At 62.5% G+C, this 17,131-nt stretch carries 15 protein-coding genes, 1 tRNA gene and 2 pseudogenes; 12 read left to right on the forward strand and 6 right to left on the reverse strand.

What is annotated here, in order from left to right; all coding sequences use genetic code 11:
- Positions 1-145: 145 nt before the first annotated feature.
- Positions 146-727: pseudogene (locus tag FJ930_RS06905) on the forward strand (AAA family ATPase); the annotation flags it as partial.
- A 15-nt stretch (positions 728-742) separates the two neighbouring features.
- Here FJ930_RS06905 and FJ930_RS06910 read toward each other — a convergent pair.
- A complete protein-coding gene (locus FJ930_RS06910; RefSeq protein WP_141836252.1) occupies positions 743-3,424 on the reverse strand; it encodes a bifunctional acetate--CoA ligase family protein/GNAT family N-acetyltransferase in 2,682 nt (893 codons plus the stop codon).
- Between the two features lie 159 nt (positions 3,425-3,583).
- On the opposite strand from FJ930_RS06910, the gene FJ930_RS06915 reads away from it, so the two are divergent.
- From FJ930_RS06915 to FJ930_RS06935, 6 genes and pseudogenes are all read left to right on the forward strand, one after another.
- Complete coding sequence (locus FJ930_RS06915) at positions 3,584-5,440, forward strand: heavy metal translocating P-type ATPase (protein WP_141836255.1); 1,857 nt, start codon at positions 3,584-3,586, stop codon at positions 5,438-5,440.
- A 28-nt stretch (positions 5,441-5,468) separates the two neighbouring features.
- Positions 5,469-5,918 carry a thioredoxin TrxC gene (gene trxC / locus FJ930_RS06920; RefSeq protein ID WP_141836258.1) on the forward strand — a complete coding sequence of 150 codons (450 nt, stop codon included), beginning with the start codon at positions 5,469-5,471 and terminating at the stop codon, positions 5,916-5,918.
- A 13-nt stretch (positions 5,919-5,931) separates the two neighbouring features.
- Positions 5,932-7,182, forward strand: a complete 1,251-nt coding sequence (locus FJ930_RS06925; protein ID WP_141836262.1) for an MgtC/SapB family protein — start codon at positions 5,932-5,934, stop codon at positions 7,180-7,182.
- 88 nt (positions 7,183-7,270) lie between these two features.
- Positions 7,271-7,657 carry a hypothetical protein gene (locus tag FJ930_RS06930; protein ID WP_141836265.1) on the forward strand — a complete coding sequence of 129 codons (387 nt, stop codon included), beginning with the start codon at positions 7,271-7,273 and terminating at the stop codon, positions 7,655-7,657.
- Positions 7,658-7,687: 30 nt separating this feature from the next.
- A pseudogene (locus FJ930_RS30815) lies at positions 7,688-7,786 on the forward strand (flavodoxin family protein); the annotation flags it as partial.
- Positions 7,744-8,220, forward strand: a complete 477-nt coding sequence (locus FJ930_RS06935) for an NAD(P)H-dependent oxidoreductase (RefSeq protein ID WP_348642717.1) — start codon at positions 7,744-7,746, stop codon at positions 8,218-8,220. The pseudogene FJ930_RS30815 and the gene FJ930_RS06935, both read left to right, overlap by 43 nt.
- Here the strand turns inward: FJ930_RS06935 and FJ930_RS29995 are convergent.
- Positions 8,117-8,515, reverse strand: coding sequence for an STM3941 family protein (locus FJ930_RS29995; protein WP_181763312.1), 399 nt, complete (start codon positions 8,513-8,515; stop codon positions 8,117-8,119). The genes FJ930_RS06935 and FJ930_RS29995 overlap by 104 nt on opposite strands.
- Positions 8,516-8,662: 147 nt before the next feature.
- Here FJ930_RS29995 and FJ930_RS06940 point away from each other — a divergent pair, with 147 nt between their 5' ends.
- Together FJ930_RS06940 and FJ930_RS30300 are read left to right on the forward strand one after the other, a co-directional pair.
- Positions 8,663-9,370, forward strand: coding sequence for a CHASE2 domain-containing protein (locus tag FJ930_RS06940; protein WP_246676822.1), 708 nt, complete (start codon positions 8,663-8,665; stop codon positions 9,368-9,370).
- Positions 9,370-9,744 (forward strand): adenylate/guanylate cyclase domain-containing protein, encoded by a 375-nt coding sequence (locus FJ930_RS30300; RefSeq protein ID WP_246676823.1) that lies wholly within the window; start codon positions 9,370-9,372, stop codon positions 9,742-9,744. Before FJ930_RS06940 ends, FJ930_RS30300 begins: the two co-directional genes overlap by 1 nt.
- 235 nt (positions 9,745-9,979) lie before the next feature.
- Here FJ930_RS30300 and FJ930_RS06945 read toward each other — a convergent pair whose 3' ends face one another.
- Positions 9,980-10,780 carry a DUF2182 domain-containing protein gene (locus tag FJ930_RS06945; protein ID WP_141836268.1) on the reverse strand — a complete coding sequence of 267 codons (801 nt, stop codon included), beginning with the start codon at positions 10,778-10,780 and terminating at the stop codon, positions 9,980-9,982.
- Between the two features lie 32 nt (positions 10,781-10,812).
- Positions 10,813-11,439, reverse strand: a complete 627-nt coding sequence (locus FJ930_RS06950; protein WP_141836523.1) for a DUF1326 domain-containing protein — start codon at positions 11,437-11,439, stop codon at positions 10,813-10,815.
- A 494-nt stretch (positions 11,440-11,933) separates the two neighbouring features.
- On the opposite strand from FJ930_RS06950, the gene FJ930_RS30000 reads away from it, so the two are divergent.
- Both FJ930_RS30000 and FJ930_RS06955 read left to right on the forward strand, forming a co-directional pair.
- Positions 11,934-12,006, forward strand: a tRNA-Cys gene (locus tag FJ930_RS30000).
- 158 nt (positions 12,007-12,164) lie between these two features.
- Complete coding sequence (locus FJ930_RS06955; RefSeq protein WP_141836271.1) at positions 12,165-13,850, forward strand: hypothetical protein; 1,686 nt, start codon at positions 12,165-12,167, stop codon at positions 13,848-13,850.
- A gap of 467 nt (positions 13,851-14,317) precedes the next feature.
- Here the strand turns inward: FJ930_RS06955 and FJ930_RS06965 are convergent, their stop codons facing one another.
- The gene (locus FJ930_RS06965; RefSeq protein ID WP_140609940.1) at positions 14,318-15,004 is read right to left on the reverse strand and encodes a D-lyxose/D-mannose family sugar isomerase; all 687 of its coding nucleotides are present in this window, start codon (positions 15,002-15,004) and stop codon (positions 14,318-14,320) included.
- Between the two features lie 186 nt (positions 15,005-15,190).
- On the opposite strand from FJ930_RS06965, the gene FJ930_RS06970 reads away from it, so the two are divergent.
- Positions 15,191-16,249: a D-TA family PLP-dependent enzyme gene (locus tag FJ930_RS06970; protein WP_140738434.1), complete on the forward strand. Its 1,059-nt coding sequence runs from the start codon at positions 15,191-15,193 to the stop codon at positions 16,247-16,249.
- Positions 16,250-16,317: 68 nt separating this feature from the next.
- Here FJ930_RS06970 and FJ930_RS06975 read toward each other — a convergent pair whose 3' ends face one another.
- The gene (locus FJ930_RS06975) at positions 16,318-17,070 is read right to left on the reverse strand and encodes a heme ABC transporter permease (RefSeq protein WP_140738431.1); all 753 of its coding nucleotides are present in this window, start codon (positions 17,068-17,070) and stop codon (positions 16,318-16,320) included.
- Positions 17,071-17,131 lie beyond the last annotated feature (61 nt).

The following is a 17,131-nucleotide window of genomic DNA, read 5'->3' on the forward strand; positions in this document are numbered from 1 at the left end:
GGTTCGTTTGGTCAGTCACGAGTCCTGGCGGTTCAAGAACCGTTCTCAAGGCTAAAGTCGAGGACGATCATTACCCGCACTTGCCTACCCTCTGCAATCCCGGTCGGCGCCGAGCAGGCCAAGCGCTGGATTTACAGCACACGGGCGGTCACAATTGAACGCCGATAAGATAAAGGGGTGAATTGTGAGCGGTTCCGGCAAGATGACGGTCGCCGAAGCGCTTGCCCCACACGTCGGGTCGCCACCAGGTGCGCGGATCATAGAAAGCGACCGTATCCGTAAAGCCATACACGGCGTGGCCGCCGAGACGAGACTGCCTGACAAAGCTTATCGGCCGGATGTGTCGGTGCGTGTCTACCGCCAGATGGCATGGCGCTCGGACCTGATCGTTTCCGATGGGGGTTCGGTCGTGGCGGACGCGGTCTTCGACAACCCGGCCGATCGCGACCGGATCGAGCGCATTGCCTACGAGAGAACCATTCCTTTTGCCGGATTCTGGCTGAGCGCCGATCCAGGCGTGCTTTGGCAACGGGTCAGCGTCCGCAAGGGCGGTCCGTCCGACGCCACGGTCGATATACTTTCGCGGCAATTGCAGCGAAATGCTGGTCCGTTGAATTGGCACAAAAACGATGCCGACCGGAGCCTTTCGGAAATCGTGGGTGACATGCTCACCCTCATGGAGGGCCACACATTGGTTGCTGTCGGGATCGGGAAGACAGGATCGTAGCCCACACCGCCGGTTTCAGCCGATGTCGAGCCTCGCGACCGACAGGCCTGGCTCGCTGGGATGGTGTGCAATCGAAAAACCGAAATCGCGGCACATGGTGAGCATCTTGGCGTTTTCGCTAAGCATTACGCCCTCGATTCGACCGACCCGGTCGACCTTGGCATAGTTGATGATCTGCTTCAGCAGTTCCCATCCAAGGCCACGCCCTTGCATATCCGTGCGCACGAGCAGGGCGTATTCGCCGACCTTGTGATCCGGATCGCAGGAAAGCCGGCTGATGCCGGCCAACGCACCCGTGCCTGCCTCCAGCGCGACGAAGGCGATGTCGCGATCGTAATCGAGCTGGGTGAGCCGCTTCAGCATCTGATCAGGGAAGTTCTTTCGCGGCGAGAGGAAACGCAGTCGCAGGTCATCAGGGGAAATCTTCGCCAGGAACTCAGGATAGAGCTTGGCGTCTGCCGGCATGATCGGCCGGATGTGAAAGGACGTCCCTCCCGAGACAAAATCCCTGTCCCAACCTGCTGGATATGGCCTGATTGCGAGCGCCGGATTTGGCCCTTCCTCTTCCACGCGTTCCGGATCAATTTCGGTGCGGGCGTCGAGCGCGATCACGCCTTCGCCATCTGCCAACAACGGGTTGATGTCCATGGAGACAAGGCAGGGAAAATCGACGACTATCTGCGATAGGCCGTTGAGCGCGGCGACAATCGCCGCACGATCGGCTGGCTTGCGATCGCGATAGCCGGCAAGCAGGCGTCCAACGCGCGTCTCATCGATAAGGTCGCCGGCAAGCACGTCGTCGAGCGGCGGCAAGGCGATCGCCGTGTCGTCGAGCACCTCGACCGCGACGCCGCCGGCGCCAAACAGGATCACCGGGCCGAACATCGGATCCCGGCTCATGCCGACGATGAGCTCCTGCGTATGCTTACGCACGATCATGGGCTGGACGGCATATCCGTCGATGATCGTTGCCGGAGCCCGTCCAAGCACGCGCGCCTCGATCGCCCTTGCGGCCTTGCCTGCTTCCACCGCGGACGTGATGTCGAGAACCACGCCACCTATGTCGGACTTGTGCGAAATTGCCTTCGACAACAGCTTGACGGCGACTCTTTCGGATGTTCCGAGAAGCAGGTTGGCTGCTTGCTCTGCTTCGGCGGCAGAGCCGGCGACAATGGTTCGCGGCGCGCCGATGCCGTAGGCGGCGATCACCGCCTTTGCCTCCGGCTCCGTCAGCATGCGCCGTCCTTCGCTTGCGACTTGCCTGAAAATGGCAAGCGCTGCCGCCCTGTCGCCGAGAGCGTCTTTGCCTTGGCTCGATGGCGTGCGCAGCAGAGCCCGCTGGGCTCGTGACCATTCGCCGAGATAGGATACCGCAATCGCAGCATCTTCAGGCGTCTCGAAGGTCGCGAAGCCGGCATCCTGCAGGACACGCCGGCCTTCGCGCGCGGTATGCTCGCCGAGCCAGCACGCAAGCACCGGCTTTCCCCCGATCTCACCCTCCTCCCCGAGTTCGGCCACTCTATTGGCCGCTTCGAGCGAAGAACCCAATCCCGTCGGACAGTTCATGACCAAAATGACGTCTGTCCCCGGGTCGTCCGCCATGGCATCGAGGGTGGACTTGTAGCGTTCAGGTGCGGCGTCGCCTACAATGTCGACGGGATTTGCTCGCGACCAGGTCGGCGGCAGCACGCGGTTCAGCCGTTCGATTGTCGCCGTCGAAAGTTCCGCCAGCTGGCCCCTCCGATCGATGAGTTTATCGACCGCAAGAACACCGGCGCCGCCGCCGTTCGTGACGATGCCAACGCGAACTTGCTCAAGCGGAGAGTAGCGGGCGATCGTCTCGGCGGCGTCGAACAATTCGGCGAGATCCTTGACGCGTAGCACTCCCGCCCGCCGTAAGGCGGCGTCCACCACCCGATCGGCTCCCGAACGCGCGCCCGTATGCGTCGCCGCCGCCCTGGCCGCCTGTTCATGGCGCCCTGGCTTGATGGCGATGACCGGCTTAAGGCGCGCCGCCGCCCGCGCCGCCGACATGAACTTGCGCGGATTGGGGATGGTTTCGAGATACATCACGATCGCGCGCGTGTGAAAATCACCCGCCAGCATGTCGAGGCAGTCTCCGACATCGACATCCGCCATGTCGCCGAGAGACACGATTTGAGAAAAGCCGATATCGTTGTCGGCGGCCCAATCGATCAGCGACGTGGCGATGGCGCCGGACTGCGATATCAGGGCAATGTTGCCGGGTTTGGCCGCCATGTGCGCGAACCCGGCGTTGAGCTTTACGGGAGGGATCATCAACCCGACCGTGTTCGGCCCGATGATGCGTAACAGTGAGGGCTTGGCGGCATCGAGCATGGCCTGGCGCAGGCCGTTTTGACGCGTCAGCCCCGCGGTAAGGACGACCGCGGCCCGTCCCCCTTTTTCACCGAGGTCGCGGATAATGTCAGGCACAGTATCGGGTGGCGTTGCGATCACCCCGAGGTCGGGGACGCCTGGCAGATCGGCGGCCTTTGCATAGCAGCGCCGGCCAGATATCTCCGGGTATTTGGGATTGACGGGCCATATCTCGCCTTCGAAGCCGCCATTGACGATGTTGTCGAGGACGACACGCCCAACCGAGCCTGCGTGCGCGGAAGCGCCGAAGACCGCGACCGACTTCGGAGTGACTGCGTATTCCAGATTGCGGATGGTCATTGTCAGGAACTCCTTCCTGTTACCATCACCGAGCGTCGAAGCTGGTTCATTGCGTTGGATCAAAGCCGATCCGGATGATCCCGATTAGCTGTTTGCAAGGCGTGCCACCGCGGAGCGCACGCCGGGGATTCACATCGATCGACCGATGAAAGGGATCGCATGAATGAGTCGATCCTGCGGCGCGCCTTGCTGGTCATCGCCATTGCGGGCTTGGCCTTGGGCACCGCTGCTTGGCGAACCGGGCCCGGTCCGATCGATGCGGACACGATCTGGACAGCGGCAACCCTGCCGGTGGCCGTGACGCTGGCCATCTCCATGTTACGCGATTTCTGGATCGGCCGCGTCGGCGTCGATGCGATCGCACTGGTTTCGATGTCCGCGACATTGGTGCTTGGGCAGTCGTTGGCGGCCGTGGTGGTCGCCATCATGTATGCAGGCGGCACCGTGTTGGAAGATTTCGCGCGCGGCCGGGCGGAGCGCAATCTCAGAGCACTGACCGACCGGGCGCCGCGTGTCGCACACCGGAAGTCGGCCCAAGGCGTGGAGACAATTTGTGTCGACCAGGTGGCAGTCGGCGATGAGCTTCTGGTGCGGGCCGGCGAGCTGTTGCCGGTCGACGGGATACTCATCGATGCTGCGGCCCTGCTTGATGAATCAGCGGTTACCGGAGAGCCCCTGCCGGAGCGGCGAGACGCGGGCGATACGCTGCGCAGCGGCACTGTCAACGCCGGCGATGCCTTCAGCATGCGGGCATCGGCCCTCGCGGATCAGAGCACCTACGCGGCGATCGTCCGCATGGTTGCGGCGGCACAGACCGCGAAGGCTCCGTTCATCCGCATGGCCGATCGCTTCGCCCTGCTCCTGCTTCCGGCTACACTTTTCCTCGCCGGCATTGCCTGGTATCTCTCGAAGGATCCGATCAGGGCCCTCGCCGTGCTGGTGGTCGCAACGCCTTGCCCGCTGATCCTTGCTGCCCCCGTCGCCTTCCTCGGCGGCGTGTCGCGCGCGGCTCGTGCCGGCATCCTGATGAAAGGCAGCGCGGCGCTGGAGGCGCTCGCACAGGTGCGCACCGCGATCTTCGACAAGACGGGCACCCTGACGATCGGCGGTGCCGAGCTCGTCGAGATCGATGTTGCGCCGGGCCACGAAGCCGATGAACTGCTGCGGCTGCTGGCCTCGTTGGAGCAAGCCTCGCACCACGTCCTTGCCGACTCGATAATCCGGACCGCCGGGGTGAGAAAGCTCGTGCTTTCTCACCCCCGCAATGTTTGCGAATATCGCGGCGAGGGTCTGAAAGGTCAGGTGGGCAAGATATCGATCGCTGCTGGCTCCCGGGCGCTTGTGCTTGAGGACAGGCAGCTTCCCTGCTGGGCGATAGCCGGTGAGGAGCGATGCCGGCATGCGCCGGTGCTCAGGGTTTTCGTGGCGCTTGATGGTCGCCTTGCCGGCATCTTCACTTTCGGAGATGCCTTGCGCATGGATGCTCGCGATACACTCCACAGCTTACGCTCGGCTGGGATAACGCGCATGATCATGCTTACCGGCGATGACAGCACGGCGGCGAAGCGGGTTTCCACCTTCCTCGACCTTGACGCCGTCGTCGCTGATGCAACGCCGGGAAGCAAGGTCACCGCCGTAGAAGCAGAAAAAGCGTTGGCGCCGACAATGATGGTGGGAGACGGCATCAACGACGCCCCGGCGCTTGCCGCCGCCACCGTCGGCATTGCCATGGGCGCGCGCGGCGGCACTGCTTCTTCCGAAGCCGCGGACGTTGTCGTGTTGACCGACAGGCTGCAACCGGTTGCCGAGGCATTGCGAATTGCGCAGCGTACCCGAAGTATCGCCCTGCAAAGCATCGTGGCGGGACTGGCTTTCTCTGCCGCGGCGATGGTCGTGGCGGCAATGGGGCAGATCACACCCGTGGCGGGAGCGCTGCTTCAGGAAGGCATCGACGTGGCGGTTATCCTCAACGCGCTACGCGCACTTGGCGATGGACGCGTCAGGCGCGCAATGTGATGATGTCGTCTGACGGATGGATGGAGCGATGGCGCAGCAGAATCTGACGGTTTGCAGCAAATGCGGCGGGATCAATCGCCTGCCGGCAGCACGCAACGCCAAAGAGGCGAAATGCGGCAAGTGCGGGACGAAGCTGTTTTCCGGTCATCCGGAAGACGTTGACGCAGGACTGTTCGATCGCCAGGTCGCACGCAGCACGCTGCCGGTGCTGGTCGATGTCTGGGCGCCATGGTGCGGTCCCTGCAAGATGATGGCGCCGGCCTATGAGGCAGCAGCCAACGAACTTGAGCCGCATGTTCGACTGATCAAACTCAACTCCGACAATGAGCAGGCTGCTTCTGCCAGGCTCGGCATTCGGGGCATCCCGACCATGATCCTCTTCCATGGCGGACGCGAGGTCGCACGCATGTCAGGCGCGATGACGGCCGGGCAGATCGTCAGATGGGTGCGCGACCAGCTGCCGATGGCCGCCGCCTGATGGCCGCGAGATCATGGACCCCCTCATCCCCCGGCTTGGACTTGCCTTGGCGATCGGCCTCCTCGTCGGACTGGAACGCGGCTGGCGCGAACGGGACGAGCCCGCGGGCAGCCGGACGGCCGGCATCCGCACTTTCGGAATTTCGGGGCTGCTCGGCGGCTTGATCGCGGCGCTGTCCAACGCGCTGGGCGCGGTGTCCGTGCTGGTGGGTGGCTTCACCGTCTTTGCGGTGATCTTCGCCTGGTACAAGATGCGTGAGGCAGCTCACGACGACGATTTCAGCGTTACCTCGGTGATTGCGGGCCTCGGCGTGTTCGCGCTCGGCGCGCTCGCCGTCGTCGGTGACTACCAGGCGGCAGCGGCTGGTGGCGCAGCGCTTGCGGCGGTCCTTGCCAGTCGCGAGATCCTGCACGGCCTGTTGGAGCGGCTGACCTGGATCGAGCTTCGTTCGGCACTGATCCTGGCGGTGATGACCGCGATCGTTCTGCCCCTATTGCCAAACCGGACATTGGACCCGTGGAACGGTTTCAATCCGTGGGAGGTCTGGTTCCTTACGGTGCTGATGGCGTCAATATCGTTTGCCGGCTATATCGCTGTTCGCATCCTGGGAAGCACGCGCGGTCTCCTCGTCAGCTCTCTCGTCGGTGCCATTGTCTCTTCCACCGCCACGACCTTGGCGCTTGCACGCAACGCGACATCCGCAAGCAATCCATTGCGGCTCGCCGGAGCGGCTTCGTTGGCGGCAATGGTCTCGGTGCTGCGTGTTTGCATGGTGGTCGTCATTATCGAACCAAGTGTAGCTCCTGTGGTCGGTATCCCTGCGACTGCCGCAGCGGTCGCCCTCGCGCTTTGCGGGGCGTTCCTGATGGCCCGAAGCAGCACGGAAAGCGAAGGTGGTGCGCCGACACGCAATCCTTTCGAGTTGGGTCCGTTACTGCTCTTTGCTCTGCTGTTTGCAGTTGTCGCCACCGCCAGCGCAGCCCTGGCGGACCAGTTCGGCGGACGCGGCCTGCTCGCAAGTTCGGCGGTTGCGGGCACGTTCGATGTCGATGTTTCGGTCCTCAGCGCATTGCGTCTGGTCAGGCAATCGGTCGCCGTCGAGACGGTGGGCCAGGCCGTGCTTGCTGCGCTGGCGGCGAATGCGGTCGGCCGCTTGTCGCTGGCAGTGTTCGCTGGGCCAGTCAAATTCTGGCTGCCTTTAGCCGGCACAACCCTGATTGCGGCGACCGCGGGCTACTGTGCGATGCTGTTGAATAACTTCTGACGGCACTAAGTCCTAAAGGCTTTGCCTTGACGCGGATCAAAGGCCAACTCTCGCCGCTGCGGTATGAACTTCTCAAACGGAGTTCACCATGACCACTTTGCAGGATCTCACCCCGACGCTCAGGCACATTCGCCTTTCGCTCGCCCGCGAGAAGGACCATCCCGAAGGCGACCGCGCGGAAGGCTATGACGTGCTCGCACCGTTGACCAACGAAGGCCGGCTCGATGCGGACGAGTGGAAATCACATCGGGCCTCCTGCCGTGTCCGCCGTTTCCGGACCGGCGAGGGAGATCTGATCGGCCGCCTGCGGCGCAAGCCGGGTGGGCAATGGTTGTTCGACTATGCCGAAGGCGATCGCGATGACGAGCTCGGCTTCCAACTCGGCGAAGAGCGTTTCGTCACGGGAGAATATGTTTCGATCGCGCGCAACGGCGCCATGCACACCTATCAGGTGGCACGCGTCGAACGACCATAGCAGGCGGAAGGAGGTTCGAAGGTAGAAGCCATGCCGCGACGCATTCTCGTCATCATCGGGCATCCCGACCCATCTCCAGCCCGTCTTTGCCGCTGCCTTGCCAAAGCCTATCTAGAGGGCGCGAAACAGGCTGGGCACGCCGTGCGCCAAATCGACGTGGCAACGCTCGATTTTCCGATGCTTCGGACAATGCAGGAATTCGAGCATGGCGTCGTTCCCAACTCAAGGAGGCCACCGAAGCAATCGTCTGGGCGCAACACATCGTTTTCGTTTTCCCACTCTGGCTCGGGACCTTGCCCGCAATGGTCAAGGCATTCTTGGAGCAGGTCATGCGGCCGGGAACGGCCTTTGCCTACCCGGACAAGGGCGGCGGCCTCCCCAAGACATTGCTTCGCGGCCGCTCCGCCCGCGTTGTGGTGACGATGGGCATGCCCTCCGTTGTTTACCGGCTTTGGTTCCTCAGCCACGGTGTCGCAAAGCGACGCCGATCGACTTGTAGCGCTTCTGTTTCCGGACGTAGAAGCCTTGAACGTCCCGCCATGCTATTTTCACCGGAGATCTAACAAAGCTGCCGCTGATCGCGAGCCCACTACCGTCCAGAATCAAAGCACGCGGGCTGATCAACAATATTGCACCGCCCAGCGCAGATAGTCCGAAGAGAAATACGCCACCCCATCCCGCAATCATCAATTTGACCGCGATTAGTCCTGATTGAGATGCCGAGTCCTTGACCGCATGAGTACATATCCAAACGAGGGCGATGCCTCCGAAAAGATAGAAAAGCGCTTTGATTCGTGAGGTTCTTATCGTTCTCGGCTCGACCGGTTCGGTTGCGTCGATCTTCGTTGTTTTATTCATTCCGCCAAGCCCTCCCACAAAGGCGGGATGACCATCGGCTAACGGTTAATATTTGGCAAGATGGCTGTTACTGGCCATCAGTCGCTGCACAATCACGGTTGAGACGCGCCCGACCAGGATCCCGATGCCTATCACGACAGGATATCCGTGCGTTCCATCCTTACGGGCGAGAGCCCGGTCGAGGCTCCTCCTCATATCAAGGCCGCCACACCGTTGCGGCCGCAGCTTGAGGCCAATGCCGCCGGTCTCGGACATATCAGCCTCAATCCGGGCAGATCGACCGCCGTGGTCAGGGCAGCTCCACTCTTTCTGAGCGATGGCGAGCAGCTTTATCCGAATCTTGCCCTCGAAGCCATGAGGGTAGCGCAGGGCGCGTCCACCTATCTCATTGCCGGCGTGCCGGATCGGCAGGGCATAATGACCTCCGTCAAGATCGGCGACTTCGTTATCCCGGTGACCTCGGCCGGCGAACTCTGGCTCTATGTCACTCCCGACAGGGCGGAACGATACGTTTCGGCAAAGGACGTGCTCGCACCCGCCGGCGTCTCGCCCGAAACAAGGGCCGCGATCGAGGGCACATCGTGTTTGTCGGCACGTCCGCCGCCGGGCTGCAGGATATTCGTGTCACCGGCACTCGGTGAGAACGTGCCCGGCCTCTCGCTCCACGCGCAGATGCTTGAACAGATCCTGTCCGGCCATTATCTGTCGCGGCCCGACTGGGCAAACGGGCTGGAAATCGCGTCGATCGCGATCCTGGGCACCCTTCTGGTGATTCTCACGATTTTCGTGAGCCCGGCGATTGCTTTGCCTTTTCGCTGGCGGGGCTGCTGTTCGACCCGTTTGCGCCGATCGTAATGGGCACGATCACGCATTTCGCGACAACCTCCTTCCGCTTCCTGGTGACCGACCGGGAGCGGCGCGCGATCCGGCGGGCCTTCGGCCAATATTTATCGCCGTCGCTTCTCTACCGCATCGAGCACACGCGCAACGCGCTTCGTCTTGGCGGAGGCGACCGCGAGCTGACCGTGATGTTCGTCGATGTGCGAAACTTCACCGAGATCAGCGAAAGACTGCCGCCCACCGCCGTCGTGCGGTTTCTGAACACGCGTCCTCGCGCTCTTTCCCTTGAGCTCCAGCGATCCCGCGTCGAGCAAGGCCCAGCCAGGCAGCGATCTTGCTGTGTCGGTCTGGTTGTGCCGGTAACGGCAGTCTTGATCACGACCGCTTGACCCACTGCTTCGGCGGCCATGGTCGGCGTCGCATTGTTGAGCGTCGCGGCCAGCGCGGCAATAGCAGCCCACCTCAAGGACGGCATGGCATCCTCCTGCAATGCATTTATTAGCACATGCTTGAAAAACAATCTCTACAGCAGGGCATAAATCAATTTAACTTTAAGTAGAACATGCCTCTTTGGCTTAGGGATGCTCGAAGGCAAGCGGCGCGGTGGGCGCATCAAGCCGTTCGTCAATCCATTGACATGACGTGCACTGCCGGAAACGTCGGCAACAGTTGTGGAAAGATCAACACCGCCGCGCCGTAAAGCAGCAAAGCGGTGCCCGATAGCTTTGCTATCCTCTCTCCTGCCGGGAAGGTCTTTTCCGCGAAGATCAGCAAGGTGAGCACAGCCATCGCGGCAATATTCATGATCCCGAGAGGAAAAAGGGCAAGAAACAAGAGCCAGCAGCAGCCCAGGCAAAAGAGCCCATGCTCCCAGCCCATGCGCACCGCGCCCCAATGTCCATTGCGCCACGAGGTGAGGATGAAACTCATTGGAGTACGGCATTTGGCCAGGCAGAGATCCTTCAGCGGCGAGAGTTGATAGGCGCCGGCAATGATCAGCAGCACACCGCCGATGCGGGAGGCCATCGCCGCGGACATTCCTGTATGCGTGGCAATCTTCTCCGCGCCCGCCGCGCCGGCAAAGACAAGCACGCCCGCCGCGCCCCAGACCAACATGTAGCCCCCCACGAACAGCCAGGTTGAGACGAAGGTCTCACCGCGCCCCCGCCGACCGGCCTGGACCTGGTGAAACGTCAGGATCATGGGGGCCGCCGTCGGGAACATCATGGCGATCATCATGATGATCCAGACTGCAAGGAACAGCGGCGCATTCATGCCCATGGTGGGCGTGTTCATTTCCATCGGCATGTCCATGCCAGTCTGCTGCCAGATGAGCATGGCCCAAGCCACGGCCGCGATAGTGATCAACAGCGCGACAATGATGTTTCGCTGCAGCGTCAGCGATGGAGTTCCCGCATTGGCCATGGGCAAGCCCCGTTCCGATATGCGAGCGCGGCCTATTGCTGGCCGGACCAGTTGATCGGAGCGTAATGCCCGTTTCGGCGGGAATTGTCCCAGCGCATGCCGTGGTCGCCGAACGTGCTGCCCTGCACGCCCATCGCCATACCGAGCCAGTCGGGGTTGACGGGATGGCCGGTCGCGGCCCACATCTCGCCGTCCTCGCGCATTGTCGGCAGTGGTTCGACCGCAATTTGCATGACACCCGGGATTTCCACCGACCGCTTCTTGCCGTCGATCTGATACCTGATCGGCACCTTCCTGGCTCCCAGGTTCGTGCCGATCAGAGGCGCGAGCATAGCCAACGGGCCGCCGGCGGCGCCGGTGAAGATCGCGCCCAGCGCCTCCATCTGCCCTTCATCGGCCCGTTCGTCGATATAGGCGGCAGCCGTCCAATTGCCGTCCGCCATCGGACCCGGAGTGTGGGCAATCATCGCAACGTTGAGGCCATCCAATCGAGCGTCACCGTAGTTGCCCGTATCGATATGGAAGGCCATGGCGACGTCGCAAACGCCTCGCGTCGGCCTTGATGTCAGCTGCGCGTTAGGCGACATCAGGCAGGGGCATACGACGTCGCAGCTACAATTCTCGAAATAATTTCCAGACAATTGCCAACCGGTTGCCATTGGCTCCTCCCATCGTGAGGCGCGCCGGCGTATCGCCGCTTTCTTGGCAGGTGGCGCCGCTTCACCTCCATTGGCGAGCGGCAAACAGGCCAACACAGCGAACGAGCGGCGCGCTAGACCAGTCGATTCAGGCTACATCGTTGCCCGGAACTGTCAAGCTGCAACCGCCACCAGCCCCCGGCGCGGGCTTGATCAAGGTGCGTCACCTTACACAAGATGACCGATAGGTTCGACGAAGGCGACATTCTGGGCCAAATGCCTGTTGCGCCAGAGGCATGGCTGTCGCGACATGCGCTGCTCAAAGCAGGCACGCCTTGCCTTCCGCATTGGAACCCTCGGACAGGCAACAGGAAAACCTCCTGTCAGGCGATGGGGCTCCGCCGAGTTCGATTTGGCCGATGGCCGCGTGGTGCATCTGACCTATAGCCGCTCGGTCAAGCGGCTCGTGACAATATGGCAACGGTTCGAGCGTACGTGATGACATGGCGAGCACTGGTCTGGCGATCTGAGGGCAGACGCATCGGTCTGCAAAAACCGACGTAGTGGGTTCAATTCCCACTCAGACCTTCATTTTTAAAAAAGCCGGCCGCGCCTACGGCCGTACCTCTCAAACAGTGGCGATTGCACTCTGGGCGTTTGCCATGCCTAGAGATTTCGGCACACATTGTTGGTGACGAAATCTGTCCGGAGCTTGGCTGCCTGCCAACAAGAACTAACGAGACCCCATGGACCGCTTCAACCTCGGCACCTACCGCCGCCCCATCTCCACCCGCTCCGCCGAAACCCAGCGCTGGTTCGATATCGGGCTGAACTGGTGCTACGGCTTCAACCATGAGGAAGGCATCAAGTGTTTCGAGAAGGGGCTGGAGACGGATCCGGACTGCGCTTTTGTTCATTGGGGCATCGCCTATGCCGCCGGGCCTTTCTATAATCTGACCTGGAAGGAGCATGGCGAGGCCGAGGCGAACATTGCGACGAAGCGTTGCTTCGAGCATGTTCAGTTGGCGCGCGCCAATGCGGCTGGCGCCAGCGACATCGAAAAGCGGTTGATCGAAGCGCTGGCCTGTCGCTTCCAGAAGCCGCAGCGGGTGAGCCCGCGGGAATTCGAACAGTGGGATGATGCCTATGCCGCCGCGATGCGGCGGGTCTACCGGGATTTTCCCGACGACCATGATGTGATGGCGCTGCTGGTCGAGGCGCTGATGATGCGCACCGTCCGGCGCCTGTGGAACCTCAAGACCGGCGCGCCCGCGCCGAATTCCGATGTCGTCGAGGCGCTGGAGGTCTGCGAGCGGTCAATCCGGCTCGCCGACGAAGCCGGGGCAACCCAGCATCCGGCGATCCTGCATCTGCACATCCATCTCCTGGAAATGTCCACCATGCCGGAACGCGGCATGCGCTCGGCCGCCCTACTCGGCGAAATGTGCCCCGATGCGGGGCACATGAACCACATGCCGGGGCATATCTATGTGCTGTGCGGCGAATACGAAAAGGCGAAGTTCGCCAGCGAAAAAGCGGTCCGCGCCAACGATCTCTACCTCGCCTATGCCGATGAGCCGACCTACTACCTGCTCGGCTGCTGCCACGACCTCCATCTGATGATGTTCACCTGCATGTTCCTTGGCCAGTACAGGCCGGCGCTGTGGGCCGCCGACAAGGTGCGCAGCCTGGTAACGCGCGATGTGGTGAGCCTGCCGGAGCGGCCAAAGCTCACCCAGACGGTGGAAGGCTATCATGCGATGAAATCGCATGTGCAGGTGCGCTTCGGCCGCTGGCGGGAGATCGTCGATGAACCGATGACGGGGGAGCCCGGCCTCTACGTGCTCACGGCGGCCATGCAGCATTATGCCAAGGGTGTCGCGCATGCGACGTTGAGGAACTTCGCTGAAGCCGAGCGTGAGCGCGACCGGTTCCGCCAGCATGTGGCGGGCATTCCAGCCGAGCGGCGTTTCCTCAGCAACCCGACCCGCGCTTCGCTCGCCGTGGGCGCTGCCTTGCTTGACGGCGAACTTTGCTATCACCAGGGCCGGCATGACGAGGCCTACGCCCATTTGCGGCAAGCGGTCGAGCTCGACGACAATTTGTCCTACACCGAGCCGTGGGCTTGGATGCACCCGCCGCGCCATGCGCTGGCGGCGCTGCTTCTCGACCAGGGCTACGCGCAGGAGGCCGAACAGGTCTATCGCGACGATCTGGGCCTGAGCGGCAAGGTGCAGCGCTGCGCCCAGCACCCGGACAATGTCTGGGCGTTGCACGGTCTGGTGGAGTGCCAGAAACGGCGGGGCGAGAGCGACGAGCTGCCGGCACTGCAGGCAAAGCTCGCCACAGCGATGGCCAAGGCCGACATGCCGATCAGTTCGTCATGCCTATGCCGGACGAGCGTGCAATCAGCGGCAAGCTGCTGTCATTGAGGCTACCGTAGGCGCCTCGCCGCGCAGCTGCTTCACCCTGCCGATCAGGCCAGGCTCACTGACCTGCTTTCCTCAATTAGCGCAGAGCAGTCTATCTCATCATGAAGTTGGGCGTGTGGATCAGGCGTGAGCCAGGAAGCGTATGACCGAAGCCGCTTGAGCCTGGCTGTTTTCTCGAGCCGCGCTTGGCGCTCATCGTCGGCTGGTTGGCTACAAGGCGGCCTTTTGTTCCTCTCGGCAGGATACAGCATTCTCGACTCTCCTCGGTCGGAGTCCATAAAGGGGCCGCTCAATGAGGGTGTTGGCCCATTGGCGGAATAGGGCCACCTTTTTGCTCCGCGTCCCCGCTCCCCACCTGGGCTGGATACCACCACAGACGCGGACGAGCGTCGCCATCCGTTTTGATGAGGCTGCCGCAGGTTGCTGCCATTAAAGATGCCGGGAGGCGGCCGCCGCCGGCCTTGCCCTTATCTCAGCCACTTCTCATAGTCGGCTACCAGCAGATGCAGGGGGGCGACGTCCTCTTCGATGTTGGAGAAGCGGCCGATCGGCTCGCGGAAGACATTATCGGTGAGATCGTCGTTGACGGTGGAGACCTCGCCGATCAGCACGTCCTTGCCTTCGGCCCAGAAGGCGTGCCAGACGCCCGGCAGCAGCGTGACGCTCTGGCCCGGGTCGAGCTTCAGCAGTCCGCCCGCCGGAAGCCGGTGGATGGTTCCGTCGACTGGCACCGATACTTCGGCCTTGGGGTCGATGCCACCGTCACGATCGTGCATGAACAGTTCCAGCACCAGCTTGCCGCCGCCACGGTTGATGATGTCCTCGGCCTTGATGTTGTGACGGTGCATGGGAGACAGCTGGTCCTTGCGCGAGATCATGATCTTCTCGGCATAGAGCATGCCCATGCCCTTCTTCATGTCCTCGTAACGGCCGTTGCGCACTGTGAACAGGAACAGGCCGAGCTCCTTGAACTTCTCCTGGCCATAGTCGGTGATGTCCCAGCCCAGCCGCGAGGTGTGGATGGCGGAGGAATCTACTTGGCGCGCCTTCATTTCCTCCGGCGACCAGTAGGCGAAGGGCGGCATGATGTAGCCGAACGAGCGGATGAAAGCGTCGGCTTCGCGGATGATTTCGTTGATGGCGGAGCGTTTCATGATCGTGACCCTTTGGTGTCGACTTGTCTGGCATCGCATAGCCGAACGCGGGTTCGGTGTCGATCCACCCAGCCGCCTGCCCTGCCTTGCACCGTGAACGGATGGCCTATCGATCCGGCCGGCTGGCCGCGTGACATAGCGTGCTTTCAGGCTCATAACCCCTGTGAATTTTCATAGGGATAGCCGATGCCGACGATCCACGACCTCGATACGCCGTCGATCTTGGTCGACGCCGCACGCGCCGAAGCCAACATTGCCCGCGCGCAGGCCCACGCCGACAGGAACGGGCTGAAGCTCAGGCCGCACATCAAGACCCACAAGCTGCCCTATTGGGCAAAGAAGCAGGTGGCGGCGGGAGCCGTCGGCATCACCTGCCAGAAGATCGGCGAGGCCGAGGTGATGGCCGATGCCGGTCTCACCGACATTTTTCTCCCCTACAACATCCTCGGCCGCGCCAAGCTGGAACGGCTGAAGGCGCTGCACGGCCGCGTAACGCTATCGGTGACGGCGGACAGCACGGATACGTTGGGGGGGCTCGCGGCGACTTTCACCGATGCCGGCCACCCTCTGCCGGTTCTGGTCGAATGCGATACCGGCATGGGTCGCTGCGGCGTGCAGACGACCGATGAAGCGGTGGCACTTGCAAGGCTGATCGACAAGGCGAGCGGCCTCACCTTTGGCGGGTTGATGACCTATCCGGCCGCCGGCCGCGCGACGGAAGCCGAAGCCTGGCTTGCCGACGCCAAGCGGGCGCTGGCCGCTTCGGGTCTCGCCTGCGAGCGCGTCTCGAGCGGTGGCACGCCGGACATGTGGCGATCCGCCGACACATCCGTCGTCACCGAATACCGTCCTGGGACCTACATCTATCTCGACCGCTATCAGGTCGCCAAAGGCGTCGGCACCTTGGACGATTGCGCGCTCACGGTGCTGTCGACAGTGGTCAGCCACCCGACGCCAAGCCGCGCCATCCTCGATGCCGGCAGCAAGGCGCTGTCCAGCGACACGCTGGGTCTGCCTGACTTCGGCGAGTTGTTAAGCGTGCCGGGAGCGCGGGTGACGGGCCTCAGTGAGGAGCACGGCACCCTCACGTTGTCGGGTGAGGCCAAGCTCCGCATCGGCGAGCGCGTGCGGGTGGTGCCCGACCATTGCTGCGTCGTCACCAATCTTTTCAACGAGATCAACCTGATCGACGGCGAGAAGGTGCTCGACAGGCTGCCGGTGGCAGCACGCGGACTGATGGGATGAGGTGACGAGCGACCTGGCGGATCGCAAAATTCGTCATAACGCTGGCGCCGGGAGAGACTCGGCGTGCGTCAGTTGACCTGCCGCGCCGCCACTCGCCGCATGGCGATGATCCGGCGGCGGCGGATTTCGGTACGCATCGCCATCAGGTGCAGCGCGAAGAACAGCATGGTGAAGCCGAGTGCCATCGCCAGCAGCGGCCACAGCATCGAGGGATCGATGGTAGAACCACCCATGCGGAACACCGAGGCCGGCTGATGCAGCGTGTTCCACCAGTCGACCGAGAATTTGATGATCGGGATGTTGATGAAACCGACCAGCGTGATGATGGCGGCCGCCCAGGCGGCACGTCCGGCATCGTCGAGCGCACGCGTCAGCGCGATGATACCGAGATACATTAGGAACAGCACGAAGACCGACGTCAGGCGTGCGTCCCACACCCACCAGGTGCCCCACATCGGCTTGCCCCAGATCGAGCCGGTGATCAGCGCCAGCGCGGTGAAGACGGCGCCGATCGGTGCGGCCGATTTCAGCGCGACATCGGCCAGCGGATGACGCCAGACCAGAGTGCCCAGCGCCGAAACCGCCATCAGCGTGTAGCACATCATGGCGAGCCAGGCGAAAGGCACATGGATGTACATGATGCGCACGGTGATGCCTTGCTGGAAATCTTCGGGCGCCGTGAAGCTCATATAGAGCCCGACGGCCAAGACAACTGCGGCGATCGCCGCCAGCCATGGCACAAGCCTATCTGCCAACGCGACGAACCGCGTCGGGTTGGCAAGATCGGTCCAGCCGCTCAGGCGTGAAGTGGTGTCACTCATGCCGCCTTACATAAACCGCCGCCGCGTTTGGGGCAATCGAGCGGCGGTGTCGCATATTGGC

This window comes from Mesorhizobium sp. B2-4-15, assembly GCF_006658505.1.
Lineage (GTDB): Bacteria > Pseudomonadota > Alphaproteobacteria > Rhizobiales > Rhizobiaceae > Mesorhizobium.